This window comes from Clostridium sp. BNL1100 (genome assembly GCF_000244875.1).
Lineage (GTDB): Bacteria > Bacillota > Clostridia > Acetivibrionales > DSM-1351 > Ruminiclostridium.
This window is the reverse complement of sequence record NC_016791.1, coordinates 92187-114385: the sequence shown is the minus strand read 5'-3', so window position 1 is coordinate 114385 and position 22199 is coordinate 92187. Positions and strand designations below refer to the sequence as shown.

Sequence of the window (22199 nt, the reverse complement as noted above, 5' to 3'; positions counted from 1 at the left end):
TTACAGTCTTCTAAGAACACGTACTATTATTAAAGCCGAAAGAGAATAAATTGCTATTTTTCCCGCAGCTTGTGCGGTGTTGTAATACAGCCTCATATTCGCTCCAAGAATCATTTTGTTTATGAGTATAATTACAGGCAGGCTGAATATACTTGCACCTAGTGTAAAAAATTCATACCAGATAAGCCTTCTGTTTTTCTTTTTCTCAATGTTGTTGTAGCGGGTTATTGTCTTATTCAGCTTGTAAAGCTGGTTTATAAGTTCTCCGCCATTCTCTCTGTAATTTATAAGAAGTGTCACAAATATATTAAACCAGGTATCATTTATCCGGTCCCTTACGACACAGAGGCTGTCATTGATATCAGAGCTGTCCGATACCCTTAACATTATCCTTGCCAGATGTTTATTAGCATTTGAGCAACATTCCTGCAATGCAGGTTTTATTCTATTATGGGAAACAAAAGAGCTTCTGAAGGAATCAATAAAGGAGGGTATTCTTTGCTTTATACTGTATCTGAGATAATCAAGAGTTAAGGTAAAGGTATAATACGGTACCATAAAACATAAGGCAAGCGCAACCAGCTTTGTATACCAAAGCTTCATAATTGCTTCAATTGTATAATAGATTAAAAGGCCGGTTATGGGTATAAGAATAGAGAATATTGCCACAAGTTTTCTCTGGGTAATGTTGTCCAGAATCAGATATCCTAATGCCTTATCCAGTCTCTTTGAAACATATTTTAATGGATACTTTTCTGTAATTACTTCCAAACACTCAACAAATCGTCCCGGCTTGGCTTTTTTAATTCTGTACTTACTTTCTTTCAAAACTCCCTTATATACAGAAGTTCCTATACCTGTTAAAAGCAGCAGCATTCCTGATAGAATCATGATAATGTACGGTTGGTAGTTATTTATTAAAGTTATAATTGTAGTTGATAATCTCTCTATTTCCGTCATATTGTATCAACCTCCGGCAAAACATCGCCAGAATCATTGTCTGAATTACTCTGGCAAAACAATCTGCTCAATTCTTCTGCATCTGATTGGGTAAATTCATACTCCAGACAGGATAGTAATTGCTGCTTTGACAGACCGTTCTTGTTTGATATGTACTTCCCTTTTTCCCTGTCAAAAACAAAAAGGTCGTTTATCTGAAAGGTCATGTTTTCTTCACAGGCTAAAACTTCTGCAACTTTGTATACATAACGTTGTCCCGTTTCTCTGTCCAGTTTTATGTGTATTATCAGGTCAACCGCATCTGCCACATCAAACTGGGCTTCCCTGAAGTCGGTATAATAGCCGGTCTGCATTAATAGCTGTCTTAGGTCATGGATCATACGTCTGGGACTTGATGAATGAAAGGTAAATAAACTGCCTCTGGCCTGTCTTAGCATAGCCTTTATCATTTCAAAGGCTTCGTATGAATTCCTGACCTCACCGTATATTACAATATCCCTGTTAAGTCTGAAAAAAACCTCTGTTATATCCGATGGCTTAAACTCCTTTGTGTATTGCAGTTCAACTATATTCTTTCCGGGATAGTTTGAAGAGATATTCAGCTCATGTATGTTTTCTGCCAGACCTATACTTATATCCGGGTCAAGTTGCTTTATAATCAGCTCGTCAGCTGCAGTAGTTTTTCCCGAACCCTGTTCCCCTATAATAGCTACATTTCTTCTTCCTTTTCCCGCAAGAAGTTCAATGATACGGGCAATTCTATTTTCAATAAAGTTATCCCTATAATTCACCAATTGAGTTTTAGGAGCAAACAATCTCACATTAACTACATAATATTTTGATAAGGGAGGTCTTAGAGCAGTTACTCTTGCTCCATTTTTTAAGACTGCATATACCAGGGGTGCTCCTGCGTTCATTTCTTCTCTTGCTGTTGAGGTTAACCTGTTCTCTATTAATTTTCTATAGATATCCTCACTGCTGAAGCAAAAGGCCTTATTGGGAATATGCCTTTTGATACCCTTGTATTGAATCCATATATAGTCGCTCCTTGTACAGGCTACTTCATTGAGCACCGGGTCGAAAATCAGTTCATCAAGGATACCATACCCGTATACCTCCTGATAAATGATTTGGGTAAGCTTTTGCAGCTTTATATCGAAATCGTCGTCTATACTAATAGAATACCGACTTAAATGCTCTGCAAGCTCCGTGTCAATAGGCTTAGATATGAATTTTGCTTCACCGCCTGTATATATATTTTCATAATAATTTATGTGATACTCTCCCAAAATTCCATCAATATTTTCCTGGGTAATGATTTCAGACTTTTCTATGAGTAAGAAATATATGCTGTTTTGTATAAATTCCCTTGCTTTAGGGCTTCCGTCCATTGCCAAAAGCTTTTGAGCCTGTTTTGTATTTTCAAGAATAATACCTGCCGTATCTTCCTTATATTCTTTTATTCCATTGAGTCCGTTTAGTCTCAATTCTTCCTCTACATAGTCCATTAATTCCTTTAAACACAACTTTAGTAACGTTCTCACACTTTTAACCCCCTTTAAAAATTACAAAATAAGTTTACGTAAGGATGTCAAATATACTTTTTAAATAATTCACCCTTTTGTCTTCTTGCTTTTTACCTTTTATATCAAGATTAAATACTTGGGTAATATATTTTGAAATAAGCCTTACAGAATGGTTGCATTCTGTATCTCTTTGTAAATAAAGATGAAGGCTGTCCCTGTTTTTCATTTCCTGTAAAGTTTTGCAGTAATCCATCTTATACAGCTTATCCAGAGAAAATCTTCGCTTTATATCACTTACTCTGGGATAAATATCTCTATACTTTGATATAAGATACATTTCTTTCCGTTTATGTATCATCTTATCTCCAACCAAGTTAAGCTTATTTACGCTTTCTGCATCCTGAACAAAAAGATTTATAAGCATAGATGATTTTTCAAATACTATGTTAGTAAGAGTATTTTCTTTGCTGGATACAGTATCAAATATTATTAAATCAAAGGTTTTTTCAAGACTGTCAACAAGTGTTGAAAAGCCGTCAATATTACGGTTAACATAGGAATTTGTGGTTTTATAGCTTCCCAGAAAGTATATGCCATTTGACTTTGGAATCAAATCCTCTAAAGCCCGGGCTTTATTTTCACATCCCGATTCCTGTAGATTTATAAATTCCTCAATTCCGGGGGAGGACTCATTTATACCCATCAGTTTATAAAGAAGGCTGAATTTTGAATTAAGACAGCAAACCAGTATTTTAGTATCCTGTGTTACCATTTCCCTGATATGGTTCGCCAGAATATACGTAAAAACTGACTTGCCGGAGTTCTTGACCTCTGATATCACCGCTGCCGTTTTACCCATTAATTAACCTCCCCTCCTGATTTTTGTGTACTATCGCAGTACAACTCATAAATAAGCTTTCCGCTTCTTAATGCAGAATATATCTTTTGCCTATCCTTCTTACCTAAAACCAACTTTAAGTAAGCGGTTTTAGAGTTCACCGCAGACTTGGAATCTAAGGCTATACCTGCATCGTCCAGTACATCCTTTACCTGTATTTTGTATAAAACATCCTCTGTAACTTCACTAGTGTCCCTTTGCAGTCTTATGTCAACATACGAACCCTTTCTTACTAAATTAGCCAGTCTTTCCTCCATACTAACTGGCAAAATAATAATTCTTTCATCATCCTTATACCAGTCCTTCCTTTCCAGAAGGTCGTATGATCTTATGTAATCATCCTTGTGTATATTTGTAAGGGCCTTTTTCCCTGCAATATTACCAACTTCCGTTTCAACATTAGAACTTACTGCCGATGCGTATATTTCTTTTTTCCTAAGAAAATGTTCTTCTATTACTGTCCCTTCTTTTATATCTGCAGTTGCTACAACAACAGATATTGTCTTTTCCGTATTAATCGGATATTTTGTAAAGATATATGCAAATAATGCGGAATCCAAAATCAGAAGAAAACCGAGACAGATAAGTACCGTCTTTATAATAAGCCTTTTACTCATAGACTTTACTCCTTTTTAAATAAACTTTTCTTTTCATTGAAAATGACTTTATGTAAAATGATATTTGATATAGCTTTTTTGAAATTATCAGATAGTAAACCGTTAAATCCTGTAAATTCTTCAAAATACCCGTACATCCACTTTAGATATACCTTGTCGCTGTAGGGAACCTCAAAAATTTCCGTCTTTACAAACAGTTCGTTATTAAAAACACCGTTTAAAAGTATATCTGAACTTAATTCACCTTTATAAAATTTATTGATTATAAAAGAAGTCCTAGATACTATTTTCTCCGCCAGACCTTCCCTTTCAAGAATTTGAAACATTTTAGAGATACCAAAAGGATTCATGTCAGAGACAATAAAAATCTTATCAAGATATATTTCTATAGAGCTCAGAATGTCCGGTGTCCCGTCAATAAATATGTATCTGTATTTCTCCTGCAGTTGTCCCAACAGCTTGTTCAAGGTCATATTCTCTAGTGAATTACCCGATACTTCGATGGAAGGCCTCAGATAGTACATGTTAGGTTTAATTTTTTGTGGAAGGGTTGAAGGGGAATTTTCACCGGCCCGAACAAAAATTTTTACTAAATCTCCTGACTTACTTAAATCAACTATGCACACGGAATTACCAGACTTTGAAGCTTGTTCAGCCACTGCCGCTGTAAGTGTAGAAACACCTGTCCCACCAGCTCCGGTTATTGCAGTTATTTTAGAAAATATGTAGGATGGGAATACTCCATGAACGGATTTAGAAATGAGAGTATCCGAACTTACCAAAAGATAATGTCTAAGGGCTTTCATAAGTTCTTCTGCCGTCCCGTATCGGATATCAGGCTTTGGATTTATACATTTTTTAAGTATTTCGTGTATTTCAGATGAAAGGGATTCTGAGAAATTATTATTCTGATAAAAAGAATAATTCTTTACGGGGTCAACCCCTGTGATAAGATGAATCAAAGTAATTCCTAGAGAATAAATATCTGTTGCCGGGGATAAGCAACCTCCCATGAATTGTTCCGGAGCCGCATAGCCTTTTGTGCCTATAAATGCGGTTTCTGTCACGCCGGGAGGTTTATCCCGTGATTCGTTTAACGTAGAGGATATTCCAAAATCAATGAGTTTGATTGTATCTCCCTTTGTCAAAATGATGTTATGGGGCTTCATATCACCATATATAACAGGATCAGGCTTCTGACTGTGGAGATAATCCAGCACACTGCACAGCTGTATCCCCCATTCTACTGCCTTTTTCTCCGCAACACTGCCTTTTTCGTAAAGTATCTGTTTAAGGCAGGTTCCTTCTATATAGTCCTCAACGATATATATACATCGTTCATCTTCATAAACATCACATATTCTCGGAAGTGCAGGGTGATTTAATCTCTTTAATATCTCAGGTTCCAAGTAACCGCTGATGGTAGAATTCCTGCCCTTTAGAATTTCCTTTACAGCCCAGAAATTGCCCAACTTAGTATTTTCGGCTAGGTACACTTCTCCGCAGCCACCGTGTCCCAGCAATCTTATATATTTGTACTTAAAATGAAAATAATTATCCTGCATTTTGAAAACACCCATGTTCAATAATGTAAATTAAGATTGAAATATTTTATAGATAAAATAGAAAAATATAGAAATGACAACTAAAATTATAAATCACATTTTTCTAAATTGCAATCTTTTTTTACAAAATTTTAAACCCCATCCAGATTAAAATCCGGAATATACTGTGTGTCTGAGGATTCCCTTTCCTGAACATATCCCTCTTCCAGCCCACGTTTGTAAAGGTGGTTAACCACCTTATCGTATTCGTTTCTTGTAATAGGCCTGTTTATTTCAGGGAAATTACAGGCATTGTAATAAGGGGTATACTGGCTCATAAGGGATACATAAACATCTCCGGGTAGATTTTCGGATATCCAATCCAGAATACTTATACTCTCTTTAACATGTCCCGGCAAAATAAGATGTCTGATGATGAGCCCTTTTTTTATAATTCCGAACGAGTCTAATACTGGCGAACCCACCTGCTTATGCATTTCTATAATTGCGTTCCTGCAAACTTGAGGATAATCCGATGCTGCCGCATATTTTACAGCTGTTTTCTCTGAAAAGTACTTAAAATCAGGCAGATACACATCTACTATCCCCTTCATATCCAGTAAGGTTTCTGGTGTATCATATCCATTTGTATTATAGACTATGGGAATATTAATCCTACCCTGCTGTTTTAACGGTAGAATCGCTTCTTTAATGGCTTTTGTGTAATGTGATGGATTTACAAGATTAATATTATGTGCACCTTTTTCAAACAAATCCATGAAAATCTCCTGCAGTCTGCTTATGGTTATTACCTTTCCATAACCCTCCTGACTTATTTCATAATTCTGACAAAATACACACTTTAAATTACAGCCGCTAAAAAAAACCGTTCCAGAGCCATTGGTACCGCTGATACAAGGTTCTTCCCACATATGCAAAAAAGCCTTAGCAACCTTTGGCAGTTCAGGCGCCCCGCAAAAACCCTTATAATTATTTCTGTCAACTCTGCAATGTCTCGGACAGCAGCTGCAAATCTCACTCATAACACAATTCCTTCCCTTTAGACATGTTTTAACAATTATCGATATTGTATTTACATTCCCTGTAAATAAAAATATAATAAAGCTTAGGAAATCATAAGTCAATATGGTATTTCTGTAAGTCTACGAGCATTCCTTGGGATTTGGTAAATTATATAATAATGGAGGATAGTTTATATGCGGCTTTTTCCTGTTGCTTATGCAGAGCGTAAAAGTGTTTTACCTAAGAATATTTTTTTGGCAGTAATCTATATATTGGTTTTATTATTAGCCGCTGTAGCTGCGCTTTCCTTTTTTTCAGCATGGAGAATTACCCATCCCATAAAGGTTACTACTCCTCAGATATCCTCCAATATAGCACCTGACTATAATAATATAAGCTTTACGGTAGGTGAATCCAAAGAAAAAATAAACGGCTGGTTTTTCCCATACAGCGGTTCCAAAAAAACTGTACTTATGGTTCACGGCTATGGAAAAAACAGACTTCAATTTGAGGAACAAACCTTCCCGCTGATTGCAAGTCTGAATAGAGAAGGTTTCAACGTAATGACCTTTGACCTGAGAGGTTCCGGCAACTCATCCGGTTCAATCTCAACCTTCGGTAGAACCGAGACCGCTGATGTTTTAGGTGCTGTAAAATATCTTAACCAGCGGACTACTGAACAGATTATTTTAATGGGTTTCTCTACTGGAGCGTCTTCATGTCTGTCCGCACTGACACAGACCCCATATAGAGATAGTATTATAGGTGTAATTGCAGACAGTCCTTACTCAAATATTGATGATTACATTGATTATGTAGTGGAATCGTCCATGTGGCTTCCTGACATCCCCTTTAAACCGGCTGTGAAATTTGCTGTTAAAAAGATTTCAAAGGTTGACAGCTCACTGGACGTAATATCAAAAGTATCTTCTATTATTCCAACTCCGGTACTTTTGATTGATGCGGCACAGGACACTCCCAGTACCTCTGATAATACAAAGCTGATTTATGAGATGTATAAAAGAAAAAGTCCAGTACAGGCACACTATTGGAATTCAGGCTCAACCACTTATGGTGAAAGCTATTTGTCCTCGCAGAATAAATATATAGACCAGGTAGTTGAATTTTCAATTGAATGTGTTGAGGAAGCTGAGAAAGCAGTGAAGAAATAACGTAAAAAATAAGTGCAATTGTTAAACCATTTTATGTTGATTTAACAACTGCACTTGTTATTTAAAATCTAATAACTTAACCGGAATATGAATTATTCTGCATATTCCTTAACTTCGAAGCTTGCTATTTTGTTATATGCGATATATTCCTTTCTACTTAAGAAAGGTTTGATATTATACTTTTTATTAAATATGTAATACGATGGTGCACTGCCTTCTGAGCTGTTATCATACCAAGTTAAAAAGCTGTCAAGTTCAGCAGCATTTAAATCGTATTCCTTTATCACTCCGTTAACCATTGTTAATTCAAGTATTGCACTGTTTCCTGTAATAACCGGTGGATTCTCATTGCCACCATCACCGGGGTCTCCTGTGTTGGTGGGGGTGTATTCTTCGACTGAGTTTAAAGCTGTAGCACCTCCATAAGTTCCTCCTATAGCATAAATCTTACCGTTTAACACCACTACACTGTGACTCCCTCTTCCATTAAGCATAGGTGCATCAAGAGTCCATTTATTTAAAGTAGGGTCATATTCTTCAACTGCTTTGCCGCCATCAGCCCCAACCATATATATTTTCCCGTTAAATACCGCTGATTTACCTCCATAAGCCAGCATTGACGTCTTTATTGTCCAAATGTTAGTTTCAGGGTCATATTCCTCTATGGATTTAAAAACATCGGTCGTATTAAGGGACGATCCCCCCATTACATATATTTTCCCATTTAATACAGCTATTTCCAAATTTGATCTGCCAATGTTCATAGATGCCTTTGTTGTCCATGTATTAGTTTGAGGATCATACTCTTCTACAGAATTGAGATATTTACCAGTACTGTTGTAACCACCTATTGCATATATTTTCCCGTTTATCACAACTGCTTTAAACTGTTGTCTGCCAACGGACATTGGAGCCTTTGTTATCCATATATTGTTTGCCGGATCATATTCCTCCACCGAGGTAAGTTGACTTCCTCCTATTGCATATATTTTGCCATTTAATACGACTGTTGCAAGGTCATCCCTTCCATATGCCATAGAAGCCTTGGTTGTCCAGGTATTGGTTTCAGGATTATATTCTTCAACTGATTTTAAATCGGTGGCCCCGCCTCCTACTGCGTATATTTTACCGCCTATTACTGCTAGTTGATGACCATTTCTTGCCACTGACATGGGTGCTTTTGTGGTCCAGGTATCAGCTACAGGGTCATACTGTTCAACTGAGCTTAGCGTAGAATATGCAGTTCCTCCAATAACGTATATCTGGCCGTTTAGAACTACTGCTTCTGAGTAACATCTTGCAGTATTGAGAGGTGCTTTTGTGGTCCAGGTGTTGGGGTCTGCCGCAAATACCATACTGCTTGAAACTACGATGATTAACATAAAAACCATTACACTAAAAATCTTTAACTTGTTCTTTAATCTCATTTGTACTACCATCCTTTCAATCTTTTGTATATTTTTGTATTATTATACATCAATGCCCAAACAATGTGCAGTCTTGTAATTTATGTTAACAAAGAGTATAATAAATATTTATTCCTCTATATGTAAAAAGTACACCCATTAGAGATAGGTGTACTTAATCTAAAGTATAACTTTATTTTTTTGTGTCAAAATAATATGACTGTTGAGGCAGTTTTCCTCCGATATTATAGCCGTTGTTTGCTACCTTACCTTGTTTTACCTGCCTTATTTGTCCTCCCAGACTGTCGAGAACACCTCTGGCCCTCAGATTATTTTCTTTTTCAGCAACTTGTATTTCTTTTATTGTATCAAATATTGTTTTGATAGTCTTTTGTAGTCGGACAGCTTCATGATACTTAGATATGCTTACTTCTTCCATACTCTCTATTCCAAGGATGGATTTCAGCCTAGAATAATATACCTCAAATGCGTCATCCAACTCATTAATTTCATCTATAAGTTTCTGCTTTATGTCAATTAGACTTTGCAGTTCATTTATACTGTCTTCAGTTATTACTTGAGACTGTTTTTTTGTAAGATCTAAAATCTTTTTCATATTATCTGACTTTTTAAAGGACAGTTCAGTAAGTTTTTGAATATATTGTTCAGGTGTCATTATTTCTCCTCCAAAGCCCAGTAATTAATAAATACACCTCGCACTAAATCTCTGATTGTGTGCGAGGTGCTTTTAACTATTCAATACTTACCTTGCAATCTGATCCGTGGATGAAACATTCCGTTTTGAAAGCTTCATAGCCTGTGTCCATGTATCTCTGAGATCTTTTGCCATTGCCAGTACTTCTTCCAGAATGTCTTTATCTTTTTTTATATTTGCCTGAATCAATCTTCTGTACATGTAATCATATATGCTATCTAGATGTTTGGATACTTCGTATTTCATATCCAAGGTCACCTGAAATTCCCTGACTATATCCTGTGCACGAATAATTGAGTTATTGGCTCTTTCAATGTTCTTCTCGTCAATAGCACTCTGTGCCAGCATAATGAATTTAACCAAACCATTATACAACATCAGAGTCAGTTCCTCTGGAGTAGCCGTGTATACTGAATTTTCTTTATATTGATTATAACCGTTGTTTACCATCATTAGCAACCTCCTGCTGTTCTCTAGTCTCTATTTATTGTCCAGAACTGAATTGGGATGCAAGCCAGTTAGATTGTGAACTCATCTGGCTTAGCATCTTTTCCATGTTTGCATACTTTGCATATAGTGTATTTTCCTTGGAAGTGAGCTTTACATTTAAATCAGCTATTGTTTTATCAAAGCCCGTAATCTCCTTTATTAGGGAATTAGTGTATTCTGATACATCACCGACCTGGCCGGCTTTTATTATTAAGGAACCCGTATTGCCCTTGGCATTAGGTCTTGTACTAATAGCATCCTGTATAATATCGGAAAACCTATCTGCAAGACCTGATTCTTTATACCTTTCTTTTTTGATTGCAGAGTCACCCGAAGCATCATAATAGCTCTTGTCCGAAGCTGCGGTAAACAGATTGGTAACCTCCTCCGGATTATTAGCCAGTGCTTCCTTCAATTTCGCTCCATCATCAACTAATACAAGTTTACCCTTTTGCTTATAATCTTTCGATGTAGTTATACCTATAGAATATAAACTTATACCGACACCCTCTACTGAATCATATAAAGCGGATCTTAATCTGTCTAATGTATTCTGTATATCAGTATTACCATGGAGCAATCCTGTTTTAGCTTTTGCTTCCCACTTTTCTATCTGATCAGTTGTCATTGATGCCTTTTGATTCTCAGTTAATGGCATATAACTACGATCTTTTTTCTCACTTATCTTTGAATTTAACTTATCAATTAAGGCATTATATTGGTCTACAAAACTTTTAATAGTATTAAAGGTTTTACTTGTATCACTTGCAACGGTTACTTTTATTGGATCTGCACCTGCTGGCATATCCTTAGAGATATTAAATGTAAGTCCGGCATAGGTAAATGAATTATTGGGCCTTACTATTGTCATGGAGGTTCCGTCCTCACCTGTCACTGTCACACTTGCATCACTTCCGACAGCACCTGTACCGGCAATCCCAAGTGATGACATGAACCCTCCTGATGTATCCACTATATCAAGCTTGGAGGTAGCACCTGAATCTTTTGCCTGTATTTTAAAGCTATTAGTCGTAATATCATAGGTCATGGTAGCATTCGCTGTAGTGTCCATATTTACTTTTCTTATTATATCATTTATTGATGTAGTCGCAGGGTCAAATGAAAAGGTGGAGGTTCCCTTAGAACTTGTTATTGTAAATTCTATATTATTTGAAAAAGTACCATCTGCATTTTTAATTGATGTCCCATCGGAATTTTTAAATGGGTCAATTGTAAAGCCTGTACCTATATTTGACAGCTTTGCATTTAAATCAACCTTATTTGAGGTATTGGAGCTATCAATCTGAAGTATTGCATTAGTAGCCCCATTAGGTGTATACCCTGTATAAAAATTAACACCAGCGTCAGATTTAAGTACAACTTTCCCATTATTTATATCTGCCGTTACGCCCGAACCTGCTCCGAAGGCAGCATCAATTCCATTCTGAATGGCAGCTTTTAAATCATCTGCAGTTGTAAAAGTTGAGTTTCCGGCCAACGGCTGTACGGTAATAGTTTTTTTAGTAGTACCAATAGTGAGGTCAAACTGATTATTACCCCCATTTAATTCAAAAGGGGTAGTACCTGAGGGTACTGTGCTGAATAATTTACCTGCTCCTTCATTATTTACAGTACCTATTGAAAAAGTATCCGTGTTTCTAAGGGTAGTAAATTTAAGTCTACCACCATTATTTTCCACTTTTATTTTACCATTCCCTAAAGAATCCGTTCCAAATGCATTGTTTAATTTACTTTGGAGTTGAGAAACCAAATCATCTACACTGGAAATTTGACCGGAGTCATTATCCAGTGTTGTATCTACTGTTTTACCATTGAGGGTTATTCTAAAAATATTATTATAGCTGGAACTTTTTATTGTATCTAAATCTGCCTGAGAAATCACACCTGTCTCAACAGTATTAGTTACATTTGCCCCCGTCGATATACGAGCATAGGTTGCTGCAACAATATTTGATAATGAGTATATTCCAGCTTTAGCTCCCCCTACTGCCGTTACACTGATAACATCAGAAGGACTACCTGCAACCAAAGCAGCAGTGTAACTGGAAAATGTTGATGTCAATTTCAAGCTAGTGGTTGATGTAACATTATCGAAAAATTGATTATAAAAGCTCTGCAGTGATGATGTTACATCTCTATAAGAATCAATCATCCACATATTCAACTCTCTGCTTTGCTTTATCTTATCAATTCTCGCCTGATCCTTTGAAAGCGCTGCCTTGACCAAAGCATCAGTATCAAAACCTGATATCATTCCGGTCAGTCTTGAGTAATTTGTAGTGCCCTGCAATCCGCTTGTGCTTGAGGAACTGTTAAAATTCATATCTCTACCTTCTTTCGTCAACTAATATGCCAGCCATCTCACATATTTTTGCTACCATATCCAAAACCTTTTCGTTAGGAATCTCACGAATCAGTTCATTTGTATCTGAGTCAAACACCTTTACAACTATCTCATTTGTTTTTTCATGAATAGAAAATTCGAATCTTCTATTCCCGCCGGAAATCGCCTTGTTTGCTTTCTGTATCGCTTCGATAACTACTCTCTCAGAGACAGGCATGTTGTCTTTATCATAATCAGTTATTTGGGATATCGACTTTGTCGCTGTCAACATCCGATCGGGTTTGCCTATTGTACTTATTATTTTTTGAATATCTGTGTTACTGCTTTTTGAACTGATACTATTACTCATTAATTCATTGCTATCTATTTTCATACCTGCACCTCCAAAACTCTTCTGCTTATTTTATCGGAAAAAAGCAAGTATGTATTTAGCAGTTTTTGGGGGCAGCTATATTTTTCTATATAAATATTAATTTTTTATTATAATAGTCATATATGCCAGAGTATTGTAATTCTTCTCACTTAACTGCTTTGCAATATCTTTGAGAAAAACGGTATTATGATCAACAATTTTAGTAAATGTGGATATAAGTCTTATTATAATCTCTTCATTAAGACCCTTATTATATCCTGCCATTCCAATCAAATGAACCTTTATAATCGCATAATGTAAAACCAACATGATATATGCATCAAAAACTGAACCGTCGGTAAACGGAAATAATCTTGCAAATACATAATTAACAAGATAATTTTCCAGTATATATTCATGATTATCCATATACGGTTTGTAATATTCTTCAAACGCCTTCTGGTAGTTATCTTTAATTTCTTCCTTAGTTGCTTCTTCAGTATAATTAATTCCTTTTAGGAATTTTTCATAACATTCCAAATATATTTTATTAAGAACTCCCCTGTTTACACGAATATCAATAATATCCTTAATAAGCTGCAATTGAACTGTACAATCAACCGGTATAGAATCAAGAACTCCTTTAAATGTTCCTTCTTCTATCATCTTATTATAGGATTGTATTATATTGGGTATATCATCTATTTTATTTTCATTCACACATTGGTTTAGCTTTTCTATAAAGAGGCCTAGAATAATGAGCCTTTCCCATAATAGATATTTTCTGTTCTGCAAAATATCTATGGTAAATATCCTGATATCCCAAAAATATTTTATTGGTCTATTAACCAACTGTTTGTCCTGTGTGTTTAATTCAAAGGTTCCCACTATCCATGAATATGAAACATCTTCGTATTCATCAAACTCCATGATTTCAGGATTCAAGAGGGCCAATCTCGCCGCAGCCGGACAGGACAGAGAGGTAACCATTTCAATTGTATTGTCCACTTTATTTCCAGACCTAGGGTAAGTTGTACAGACTTTTGAAAGATATCCTTCACCATATTGAAGTTGTATCCTGCATAGCTTTTTATCGTTGAGAAAAGGACATCTGGCTTCTTCATCAAGCATCTTAATTTTTGCATAAGTCTCAAGGTCTCCACCATTTTTTCTTTCACGACTTACATACTTATCTAACAGAGGCCTTAATTCATTATTTTGAACGCTTCTATACTTTTTATAAGTTTCCTTGTCAATATTAACCCTCCAACCTTTACAGCAGGAATCCTCACATTCAGAGCCGATACATTTAAATTTTCTAAAATATTGCGGGGTGAGAAATACTTTCTTTTTTTCTGTCATAGTTACCTCCAAAGGCAAAAAGTAATTCCGAATAAATGTAAAAATAAAGAGCCAGAGGCATATATCCCCCGGCTCTTCGTCAGTTGCAGAAAAATTATTACCTGAGTAATTGAAGAACACCCTGTGGCTGCTGATTCGCCTGAGCAAGCATTGACTGAGCTGCCTGTGACAGAATATTCTGCTTTGTGAATTCCATCATTTCCTTAGCCATATCTACGTCACGGATACGTGATTCAGAAGCAGACAAATTCTCGGAATAAGTATCCAGATTGTTGATATTGTATTCTAATCTGTTCTGATTTGCTCCAAAGTAAGAACGCATTGCACTTACATTGTTAATTTGGGTTTCAATGCCATCAATAGCAGTACTTGCAGCAGCTGAAGTAGTCCAAGCCGCTGGATAAGCTGCAACTGCAGCAGCAAGAGTTGTCAGATTAGTTTTACTAGTATCAACTTTCAACGTCTGTGCAGATTCCTGTCCAACCTGCAATGTTATCCCTGTATCATTATTCAATAAGGATATACCATTGAACTTTGTATTATCTTTTATATCAGTTATCTGATTTGCAAGCTCTGTTACTTCTTCTGTAATTCTAGTTAAGTCGTTAGTTTCATCGTAAGTTCCGTTTGCAGCCTGTGTAGCAAGCTCCTTAACACGAACAAGTATGCTACTAACTGTAGCCAGTGCACCTTCACCAGTCTGTATCAATGAGATACCGTCCTGTGAGTTTCTTGATGCTTGATCCAAACCTCTGATTTGACCTCTCATCTTTTCACTGATTGCCAAACCTGCAGCATCATCACCAGCACGGTTGATACGAAGGCCTGATGATAACTTTTCTAATGACTTACTAGTTGCACCTGTGTTATTTGTCAACTGACGGTAAGTGTTCATTGCAGCAATATTGTGATTAATTCTCATAATATAAATCCTCCATGATTATATATTTCCGGGATTCCTTTCCCGAATGGTATGCAGGTCTGCCCTCGGAGTATCCGGCCGGTATACAACGTATGGCCTTCCTGCTTAATTAATATATCGTACTTTTTTAAAAATACTTTATAGTTAAAATCAAAAAACTTTAAACTTTTTTGCTCTAAATGCTACTTTTTAAATATGGAATCAAGTTCCACAATTTCTGCAGTGGCGGCCTTTTTGTTTTCTTCCTGTATTTCAAGGTATAACTCCTTACGGTATATGGATACGTGTTTAGGTGCCTTCAAACCGATTTTAACCTGATCGCCCTGTATCTCTATGATTGTAAGCTCAATATCATTGCCTATCATTAGTGACTGGTCTTTTTTCCTTGATAATACCAGCATGCTACACCTCCTGTTTCTGGAGTTCATCCATTATATAATGTCTGACCGAATACTCATCTGTATCCAATATTACCTGTGCCGCTTTTCTATTTTCTTTATTCACAATCACAGGAGCTTTAAGGTTCATACTCATTTTTTTCAAATCCTCCGGAACCACTACAATTGCAAATACAATAACCTGTGAAGGGTCTTCTATTTCCAATGCCTTAACATATTCATCCTTCAATATAAAATCATAGTCTTTCTTTATGGCAAAAGGATCCACCACTGCAAATGCAAGCTCTGGTTTTTCTATGGCCTGAATCCAACTGAAGGGCGACTCAGAATCCTGATTTTTGATAATCCCATACCTGTATATATCCTCAAATCCAACAATACCTTCACCAAATTCAATTATATCCTCATCTTTTATTTCAATTTCACCAAAGTGTGTTGTTTTTACAAACATATTTACTCCTCCAAAATATTTTCTATTTAGCTTATTATACCTCTCAGACGAGCTTTTGTGGATAAGTAAAAAGGCAATAATGCCTAAATATAACTATCTACATTATTGCCTGTATATTTAATTTCTATTGAGCCGTATGATTCCACTCTTGTATTAACTTTCCCAGGAGTGTAATTGAAATCCGTTTGAGCTGGAATGTACGTTCCTATTACCCCGTTTCTCATTCCAATATCATTAATTGGTTCCGGGTCAAATTCTACAGTTCCGCCGACGGCTTCTATTTTAGGCCTTGACATCGGCATTGTAACCATACCGAATTCATGGGTAGTAACGGAATTTCTTTGGGCAATATCAATCATTATATTTGCCTTTTTCCCGATTTTAGCCATTGCATCTCCGTCCTGTGATACCCTGGCAATATACTCCATAACATGTCGGTATGCATAATCTGTCTGCTCTTTAAGCAAATCAAAATTATTTTTCAGTCCCTCTTCGGCAAAACATTCATATTGGTCAATCAAAACCCTTGGCAATTCAGTCTTAATATTAACAACTGGCGGCTTTTGTTTTAGCTCTAACCTTGCCCTCGCACTTTTACGTTCTATTCTGCAATCAACTGTCTCAATAGAGATTTTTGCGGGTGTCGTTTGGATAGAAAGTCCCATACATCTCACATCCTTGTATCACACTCTTTTAAATTACCTTAGGAAATCCACCAGTGTTTGTTGTATAATTCTTGCTCCTCCAGCCAATGAAGCCTGATAAACATTTTCCTCCATTTTCAGATTCATAATTGTCTCTGCAGGGTCAGCATCCTCATTCTTGCTCATCAGATCTGTCATATTAACCAGATCATTGCTCATTCTATCTGCTGACAAATCAATTCTATTCTGTCTTGCACCGATATCAGCCCTGACTCTTAAGAGGTTATTAACCTGTACATCAAACTGATCCAGCTTGCTACTTACTCCTGCGTTATTTCCTGATTCCAAATCAGCTATAACACCAGAGAAAAGCGCCATCAATGCAGGTTCAGCCCCGTCAACTGCATCTCCCCCACTATTAAAAATATCTCCTCCGGCAACATTTATATTTATATTGTCACCTGCACCAATCTCAAACTGAATTTTTTCCGTTACCGTATCAACATCAATTTCAAATTTCCCAAAATCAGGGCTGGTTTCATCGTCGTTAATTAATTTTTGATCTGTTTTAAATCCCGAAAACATATATCTTCCGCTATAGGTTGTGTTAGCAATATGCACAAGCTGTATTTTCAATTGTTTCATTTCCTGACCTATATCTCCGGTCTCTGTTGAGGAGTTTGTACCGTTTGCAGCTTGAGTAGCAAGTTCCTTAGCACGCTTTAGTACATCTCCGATTTGAGCCAGAGCGGCATCCGTAGCGTCCACCCAGGATTGTGCATCCCCCAGATTTTTTTGGTACTGCTCAATCTTTGAGACATCTGTTCTCAATTTCAATGCTCTGGCAGCAACGATAGGGTCATCAGATGGGAGCTGAATTTTCTTACCGGTATTCAATTGGTTCTGATACTTTATCATACGGCTTTCGTTATTTCCCAAGGCCGTTAGCATATTTGAAATCAGCATGTTATTTGTTATTCTCATATTTTAGCCCACTCCTAACTTATTAATAAGTGTATCATATATTTCACCCATAGTTACTATCATTCTGGCTGCTGCATTATATGACTGCTGGAATTTAACCATATTTGTCATTTCTTCGTTTAGGTTTACCCCGGATACTGACATTCTTCTGTTATCAACTTGCTTAACTAAGGTCTCCTGAGTTTTGGCAAAGGTCTCAGCCTGTTGTGCATCTATACCCATACCTGCCACCAACGACTTCATAAAATCTTCGGGAGCACCTTCCTTGAAAAGACTTTGGTTTGCTCTGATGCCCATTAATTTTTTCAAAATATTGGTATTTCCGTTTTGACCATCTGCATCAGATGTAGCAATATTATTTGCATTATTTATTATGTCACTGCTGACGCTAAAGTTCTTTGCAGTTATTTGGTCATACTGTGCGGCAACTTGATTTATATAATCAGGATCTGTTTTGCCCACAGTAACCCCCGCTATTAAGTCCGCACTACTTATAGGTGTATCCCCCACGCCTAACATCGAGAAGAATCTTATGTCAGTAGGTGCAGGAGTAGTATCTGTTAAATTGGCATCGTAGCCGTACCCGTCAATGTGCCCTACACCGGTATGGGCATATCCCGAATCTATTTTTGTATAGCCCTCATTAAAGGCTATCGCAAATGTACGGACAAATTCATTCAGTTTTCTCTGGTAGTAAGGAACTCCTTTATATATTGGAGTACCGTCTATACCATCCTTACCGTCTCTTACATCCAGCAATCCACGAAGTTCGCCCCCTGAAATGTTTACGCTGTTACCGTCCTCCCATTTTATATCATAAAGATTTCCGATATCTTCTTCATTAAGTTTTGTATTTCTCTGAATTACGGTAAGTTTAGTTGCACTGAAATGATCTACCAGTGTTTTGCCTCCCAATGTAATCTGGAAATGTATATCATCATCTCCATTTGGAAGCTTGCCGTAAGAAATTTCTTTGGCCTGTATATTTGCAAGCTTTGAAAGCTGGTCAACCAACAGGGTCCTTGAATCCCTTAAGTCATTGGCCGTACCGCCTGTAAGCTCATAGTTATAAATCTGCTTGTTTAAAAGCTGAATTTGGGAAGCAATTATATTAATCTGATCAACGTCAGTTTTAACCTGATCATTTATATCATTTTGAAACTGCTCAAAATGAGTGGCTGTATTGTTAAAATATTTTGTCAATGTCGTAGCCTTTTGAACAACTAATGCACGTGCAGCCCCACTCGAAGGGTCTTTTGACAGTTCCTGTAATGAATCAAAAAAGCCATCCATTATTTTAACAAATCCGCTGTTGGATGGTTCGTTAAAAGTAACTTGAATTTCACCCATAAGCTCAGCCTTCTTGCTCCATTCTCCGTTGGCTACATTTTCGCTCCAATACTTGAAATCCAGATAAGTATCACGGATTCTCTGTACACCGGTTACCTGTGATCCAGTACCGACCATACCTGTTCCATCCATAACTGCCAAAGGATTGGATGCACTTTGTATGGACTGCTGCCTGGAGTATCCAGGTGTTGTTGCATTTGAAAGGTTGTGCCCTACAACATCCAGATTTCTTTGTGCTGTGTAAAGTCCGCTTAGTGCGACATTCAAACCAAAAAAGCTTTGCTGCATTTCATCTCACCCATTTCTTTGTTTAATATACTTATCTTCCTACCTTACCCATTGATGTAATAATAGTTTCCATCATTGAGTCCATTATATTAAGCACTCTAGAAGAAGCATCATATGCAAACTTATACTTCATCATGTTTGACATTTCTTCATCCATAGATACTCCCGAAATTGCATTACGTTGAGCATCAACCGCATTTACAACCGTTGCCTGACTGGTGGCGATCCTGTCGGCCTCCATGCCGCCGTTTCCAATTTCAAGAATAAGGTTTCTGTAATATTCGTCAATACTTACTTTTCCAGTACTATTAACCAGTATATCTACATCCCTCAGGTTAGCAATCTGCCTAGCTACTGTATTATCACCTTTTGCAGTTGTCTTTGACGCTGTTATATTGTTTAATCCGTTATCACTCAACAATTCATCACTTAACTTAAGGTTTCCCATCTCTATTGGATAGTTACTGTCTATCACTCCGAAGAATGCTACACCCGGTTTACCATCCAAAGTCATACCTGACATCTGCAGAGCGTTTATTTCGTTAACCATTCTATTCAACATTGCATTTAACTTAATTTTTACATCAGATACTATATTTAATGATGGAGGTATATTTCCAAGTGCATCTTTAACTGTCTGAACCAAATTATCGTTCCAGCCTTTAAGCATGCCCTCATAGCCTGTCAAATCACTATTTATATCAACCAAGCTTCCGCCAGTTCCTGATGTGATAATTGACCATCCGGCCTCAGGATTACTTGCAGCGTCAGGTACCCCGTTGGTATAATAAGCGGGGTCTGTTACTACATTTACCTTCATATTCATATCTCTCAGGCTGTTCACATAGTTTGCAGCGTCCCCGATGAATGTGTCAGCTGCTCCGCTATTCCCGTTTATACTCTTATTTGTAAATACATAAGTATATTTCTTTGCATCCTCCCGGAATCCGTTTGGAGCATTATTTAAGGCAGCTAATTTATCAATTAGCCCTTTAAAACTACCATCGACTGTACCATCCGCTTCTAATAAATTATCCGCCGTCAAATCGGTTAGCATACTATCAATATTGCTGTTATCATAGGTTTTTGCATAAACACTGGACGTGCTCCCCATGGTTATAAATCTTATATTATAGTCCAGACCGGACTGTTTTAGTTCGTTTATATATGTTGATAATGAATCTTTTAAGGTATCAAAATCGTTCCCCGCTGACACATCAATTGCAAAGGTTATATCAGCCTTATAATTTGGAGTCCCATTTTCAGTGCTTCCCTTAATGCCGGGAACCTCTCCTCTGGCTTCCATTAGTCCCTTCAAAATTCCGCTCTTTATGTTTACCTTTATATCAGTACCTTCAAGCTTTGGATAGAAAAACTCGCCGTCTTCTGCATTTGTGTGAACATAAAGATTCTTTGACTGTCCGCGGGTAACCAGATAGTAACCACCAAGGGTTACATCCATCTGGCCGTCCTGCATCTCATTTACTTCTGCATCACAAAGGATTGAGAGTCTGTCCAGTAAAAGGTTTCTTTGGTCTCTATAGTCATTGGCCTTATCGCCGTTTATTTCCTGTGCAGCTATTTGTGTGTTCAGCTTTGCTATCTGACTTGTGATATTATTAACCTCATTAACACGAACCTGAATCTCCGAATTAAGATCGGTTTGCTGTTTATCCAACTGATTCCCGATATGGTTATAATAATATACCAGTTCCTGCCCTCTCTGTCTTACCATCGCTCTGGCAGTGAGACTCTCAGGCTCCTTACTCAGTTCCTGCCAAGAGTCCCAGAATTTATTCATAACTCCCTGTAAGCCATCACCCATAGGGTCATTCAGAATAGCTTCTACATCTTGAAATGCCTTGCTTCTAGTGTCCCAGTAGCCCTGAATTGTATTTTCCTGTCTGTATACTATATCCAGAAACGTATGCCTGATCTGCCTTGTTTCCTGAATATCGGCACCCAACCCATATTGAAATAATTTACCATTCTTACCATACTCGGTAATATAAGGATTTGTCTCGATAATCGCCTGTTGCCGAGTAAACCCTGGTGTGTGAACATTTGAAAGGTTGTGTCCTGTAACAAACAATCCTCTCTCACTAACCTTCAATCCGGATCGTGCTATTTCATAACTGGAAAATCCTACAGCCATTTTGCTGTCCCCCTAAAACATTGTTCTGTCTGATTAAAGCTTTACGTCAAACAAGTTTCTCTTTTTTACCTCGTCTGCGTTTCCTGAGCTGCCATAACTGTTTGTAACAGTCCCTACGCTTGTCATCATATTTATAGAAAAATCAATATACTCCAGAGAATTTTTTATAAGTTTTGAATTAAGCTCATTATTAACTTTCAAACCGTTTATACTATTAAGTATTTTTTCCTGACATTCTTTAAGCTCCGCAGCTTCCTTCTGTCCTAAACACAAGGTTAGCTCCGATATTGTTATTTCCTCAGGGTTTTTACCAAGGACTGTGGACAAGGATTCAACAATCTTTTCTCTTTGGTCTTCCAATTTTGCTATCTTAATAATCAGTGATTGCTCAATCTTAACAATATTTTCAAGCTCACTAACATTACCGCTCACAATTAAATCTGTCTTATTGTTTGATAGCTTTAAGAATGTATCGTAGATATCGTTTTCCTTGTTAAGAATGTCCGTTAACTCTTTTAGTAATCCTGTATCCATTTACAGTACCTCCGAACTTTAGCATTCCCATTAGATAGACTCTC

The 22199-nt window shown here is 37.0% G+C and carries 21 protein-coding genes; 1 reads left to right on the top strand and 20 read right to left on the bottom strand.

Annotated elements, in window-relative coordinates; all coding sequences use genetic code 11:
• The 6 genes from CLO1100_RS00535 to CLO1100_RS00510 form a co-directional block, all read right to left on the bottom strand.
• The gene (locus CLO1100_RS00535; protein WP_014311808.1) at nucleotides 1-960 is read right to left on the bottom strand and encodes a hypothetical protein; all 960 of its coding nucleotides are present in this window, start codon (nucleotides 958-960) and stop codon (nucleotides 1-3) included.
• Nucleotides 957-2504: an ATPase, T2SS/T4P/T4SS family gene (locus tag CLO1100_RS00530; RefSeq protein WP_014311807.1), complete on the bottom strand. Its 1548-nt coding sequence runs from the start codon at nucleotides 2502-2504 to the stop codon at nucleotides 957-959. The genes CLO1100_RS00535 and CLO1100_RS00530 overlap by 4 nt, the downstream gene beginning before the upstream one ends.
• A 34-nt stretch (nucleotides 2505-2538) precedes the next feature.
• Complete coding sequence (locus tag CLO1100_RS00525; RefSeq protein WP_014311806.1) at nucleotides 2539-3345, bottom strand: hypothetical protein; 807 nt, start codon at nucleotides 3343-3345, stop codon at nucleotides 2539-2541.
• Nucleotides 3345-4001, bottom strand: a complete 657-nt coding sequence (locus CLO1100_RS00520; protein ID WP_014311805.1) for an SAF domain-containing protein — start codon at nucleotides 3999-4001, stop codon at nucleotides 3345-3347. Before CLO1100_RS00520 ends, CLO1100_RS00525 begins: the two co-directional genes overlap by 1 nt.
• 5 nt (nucleotides 4002-4006) lie before the next feature.
• Nucleotides 4007-5566: a serine/threonine-protein kinase gene (locus CLO1100_RS19920; RefSeq protein ID WP_148265054.1), complete on the bottom strand. Its 1560-nt coding sequence runs from the start codon at nucleotides 5564-5566 to the stop codon at nucleotides 4007-4009.
• Nucleotides 5567-5697: 131 nt separating this feature from the next.
• Entirely contained in the window at nucleotides 5698-6588 is an 891-nt protein-coding gene (locus tag CLO1100_RS00510; protein ID WP_014311803.1) for a radical SAM protein, read from the bottom strand.
• Between the two features lie 174 nt (nucleotides 6589-6762).
• Between CLO1100_RS00510 and CLO1100_RS00505 the strand changes: the two genes are divergently transcribed.
• The gene (locus CLO1100_RS00505; RefSeq protein WP_014311802.1) at nucleotides 6763-7740 is read left to right on the top strand and encodes an alpha/beta fold hydrolase; all 978 of its coding nucleotides are present in this window, start codon (nucleotides 6763-6765) and stop codon (nucleotides 7738-7740) included.
• A 92-nt stretch (nucleotides 7741-7832) separates the two neighbouring features.
• Here CLO1100_RS00505 and CLO1100_RS00500 read toward each other — a convergent pair whose 3' ends face one another.
• The 14 genes from CLO1100_RS00500 to CLO1100_RS00435 all read right to left on the bottom strand — a co-directional run bounded on the left by CLO1100_RS00500 (nucleotide 7833) and on the right by CLO1100_RS00435 (nucleotide 22155).
• Nucleotides 7833-9167 carry a kelch repeat-containing protein gene (locus CLO1100_RS00500; RefSeq protein WP_014311801.1) on the bottom strand — a complete coding sequence of 445 codons (1335 nt, stop codon included), beginning with the start codon at nucleotides 9165-9167 and terminating at the stop codon, nucleotides 7833-7835.
• Nucleotides 9168-9339: 172 nt separating this feature from the next.
• Nucleotides 9340-9822 (bottom strand): flagellar protein FlgN, encoded by a 483-nt coding sequence (locus CLO1100_RS00495; RefSeq protein ID WP_014311800.1) that lies wholly within the window; start codon nucleotides 9820-9822, stop codon nucleotides 9340-9342.
• Between the two features lie 87 nt (nucleotides 9823-9909).
• On the bottom strand, nucleotides 9910-10314 hold the full coding sequence (gene fliS, locus CLO1100_RS00490) for a flagellar export chaperone FliS (RefSeq protein WP_014311799.1): 405 nt from the start codon (nucleotides 10312-10314) through the stop codon (nucleotides 9910-9912).
• A 31-nt stretch (nucleotides 10315-10345) separates the two neighbouring features.
• Nucleotides 10346-12694, bottom strand: a complete 2349-nt coding sequence (gene fliD, locus CLO1100_RS00485) for a flagellar filament capping protein FliD (protein WP_014311798.1) — start codon at nucleotides 12692-12694, stop codon at nucleotides 10346-10348.
• Between the two features lie 4 nt (nucleotides 12695-12698).
• Nucleotides 12699-13088 (bottom strand): flagellar protein FlaG, encoded by a 390-nt coding sequence (locus CLO1100_RS00480; RefSeq protein ID WP_014311797.1) that lies wholly within the window; start codon nucleotides 13086-13088, stop codon nucleotides 12699-12701.
• Nucleotides 13089-13184: 96 nt separating this feature from the next.
• Nucleotides 13185-14429, bottom strand: a complete 1245-nt coding sequence (gene fliB, locus CLO1100_RS00475; RefSeq protein ID WP_014311796.1) for a flagellin lysine-N-methylase — start codon at nucleotides 14427-14429, stop codon at nucleotides 13185-13187.
• Between the two features lie 97 nt (nucleotides 14430-14526).
• Nucleotides 14527-15351: a flagellin gene (locus tag CLO1100_RS00470; RefSeq protein ID WP_014311795.1), complete on the bottom strand. Its 825-nt coding sequence runs from the start codon at nucleotides 15349-15351 to the stop codon at nucleotides 14527-14529.
• Between the two features lie 182 nt (nucleotides 15352-15533).
• Entirely contained in the window at nucleotides 15534-15752 is a 219-nt protein-coding gene (csrA, locus tag CLO1100_RS00465) for a carbon storage regulator CsrA (protein WP_014311794.1), read from the bottom strand.
• Between the two features lies 1 nt (nucleotide 15753).
• Nucleotides 15754-16200 (bottom strand): flagellar assembly protein FliW, encoded by a 447-nt coding sequence (gene fliW, locus CLO1100_RS00460; RefSeq protein ID WP_014311793.1) that lies wholly within the window; start codon nucleotides 16198-16200, stop codon nucleotides 15754-15756.
• A gap of 83 nt (nucleotides 16201-16283) precedes the next feature.
• Nucleotides 16284-16865: a DUF6470 family protein gene (locus tag CLO1100_RS00455; RefSeq protein ID WP_014311792.1), complete on the bottom strand. Its 582-nt coding sequence runs from the start codon at nucleotides 16863-16865 to the stop codon at nucleotides 16284-16286.
• Nucleotides 16866-16898: 33 nt separating this feature from the next.
• Complete coding sequence (gene flgL / locus CLO1100_RS00450) at nucleotides 16899-17828, bottom strand: flagellar hook-associated protein FlgL (RefSeq protein WP_014311791.1); 930 nt, start codon at nucleotides 17826-17828, stop codon at nucleotides 16899-16901.
• A gap of 3 nt (nucleotides 17829-17831) precedes the next feature.
• Nucleotides 17832-19466 (bottom strand): flagellar hook-associated protein FlgK, encoded by a 1635-nt coding sequence (gene flgK / locus CLO1100_RS00445; RefSeq protein ID WP_014311790.1) that lies wholly within the window; start codon nucleotides 19464-19466, stop codon nucleotides 17832-17834.
• 31 nt (nucleotides 19467-19497) lie between these two features.
• Complete coding sequence (gene flgK, locus CLO1100_RS00440) at nucleotides 19498-21621, bottom strand: flagellar hook-associated protein FlgK (RefSeq protein ID WP_014311789.1); 2124 nt, start codon at nucleotides 21619-21621, stop codon at nucleotides 19498-19500.
• 33 nt (nucleotides 21622-21654) lie between these two features.
• The gene (locus CLO1100_RS00435; protein WP_014311788.1) at nucleotides 21655-22155 is read right to left on the bottom strand and encodes a flagellar protein FlgN; all 501 of its coding nucleotides are present in this window, start codon (nucleotides 22153-22155) and stop codon (nucleotides 21655-21657) included.
• Between the last annotated feature and the right edge of the window lie 44 nt (nucleotides 22156-22199).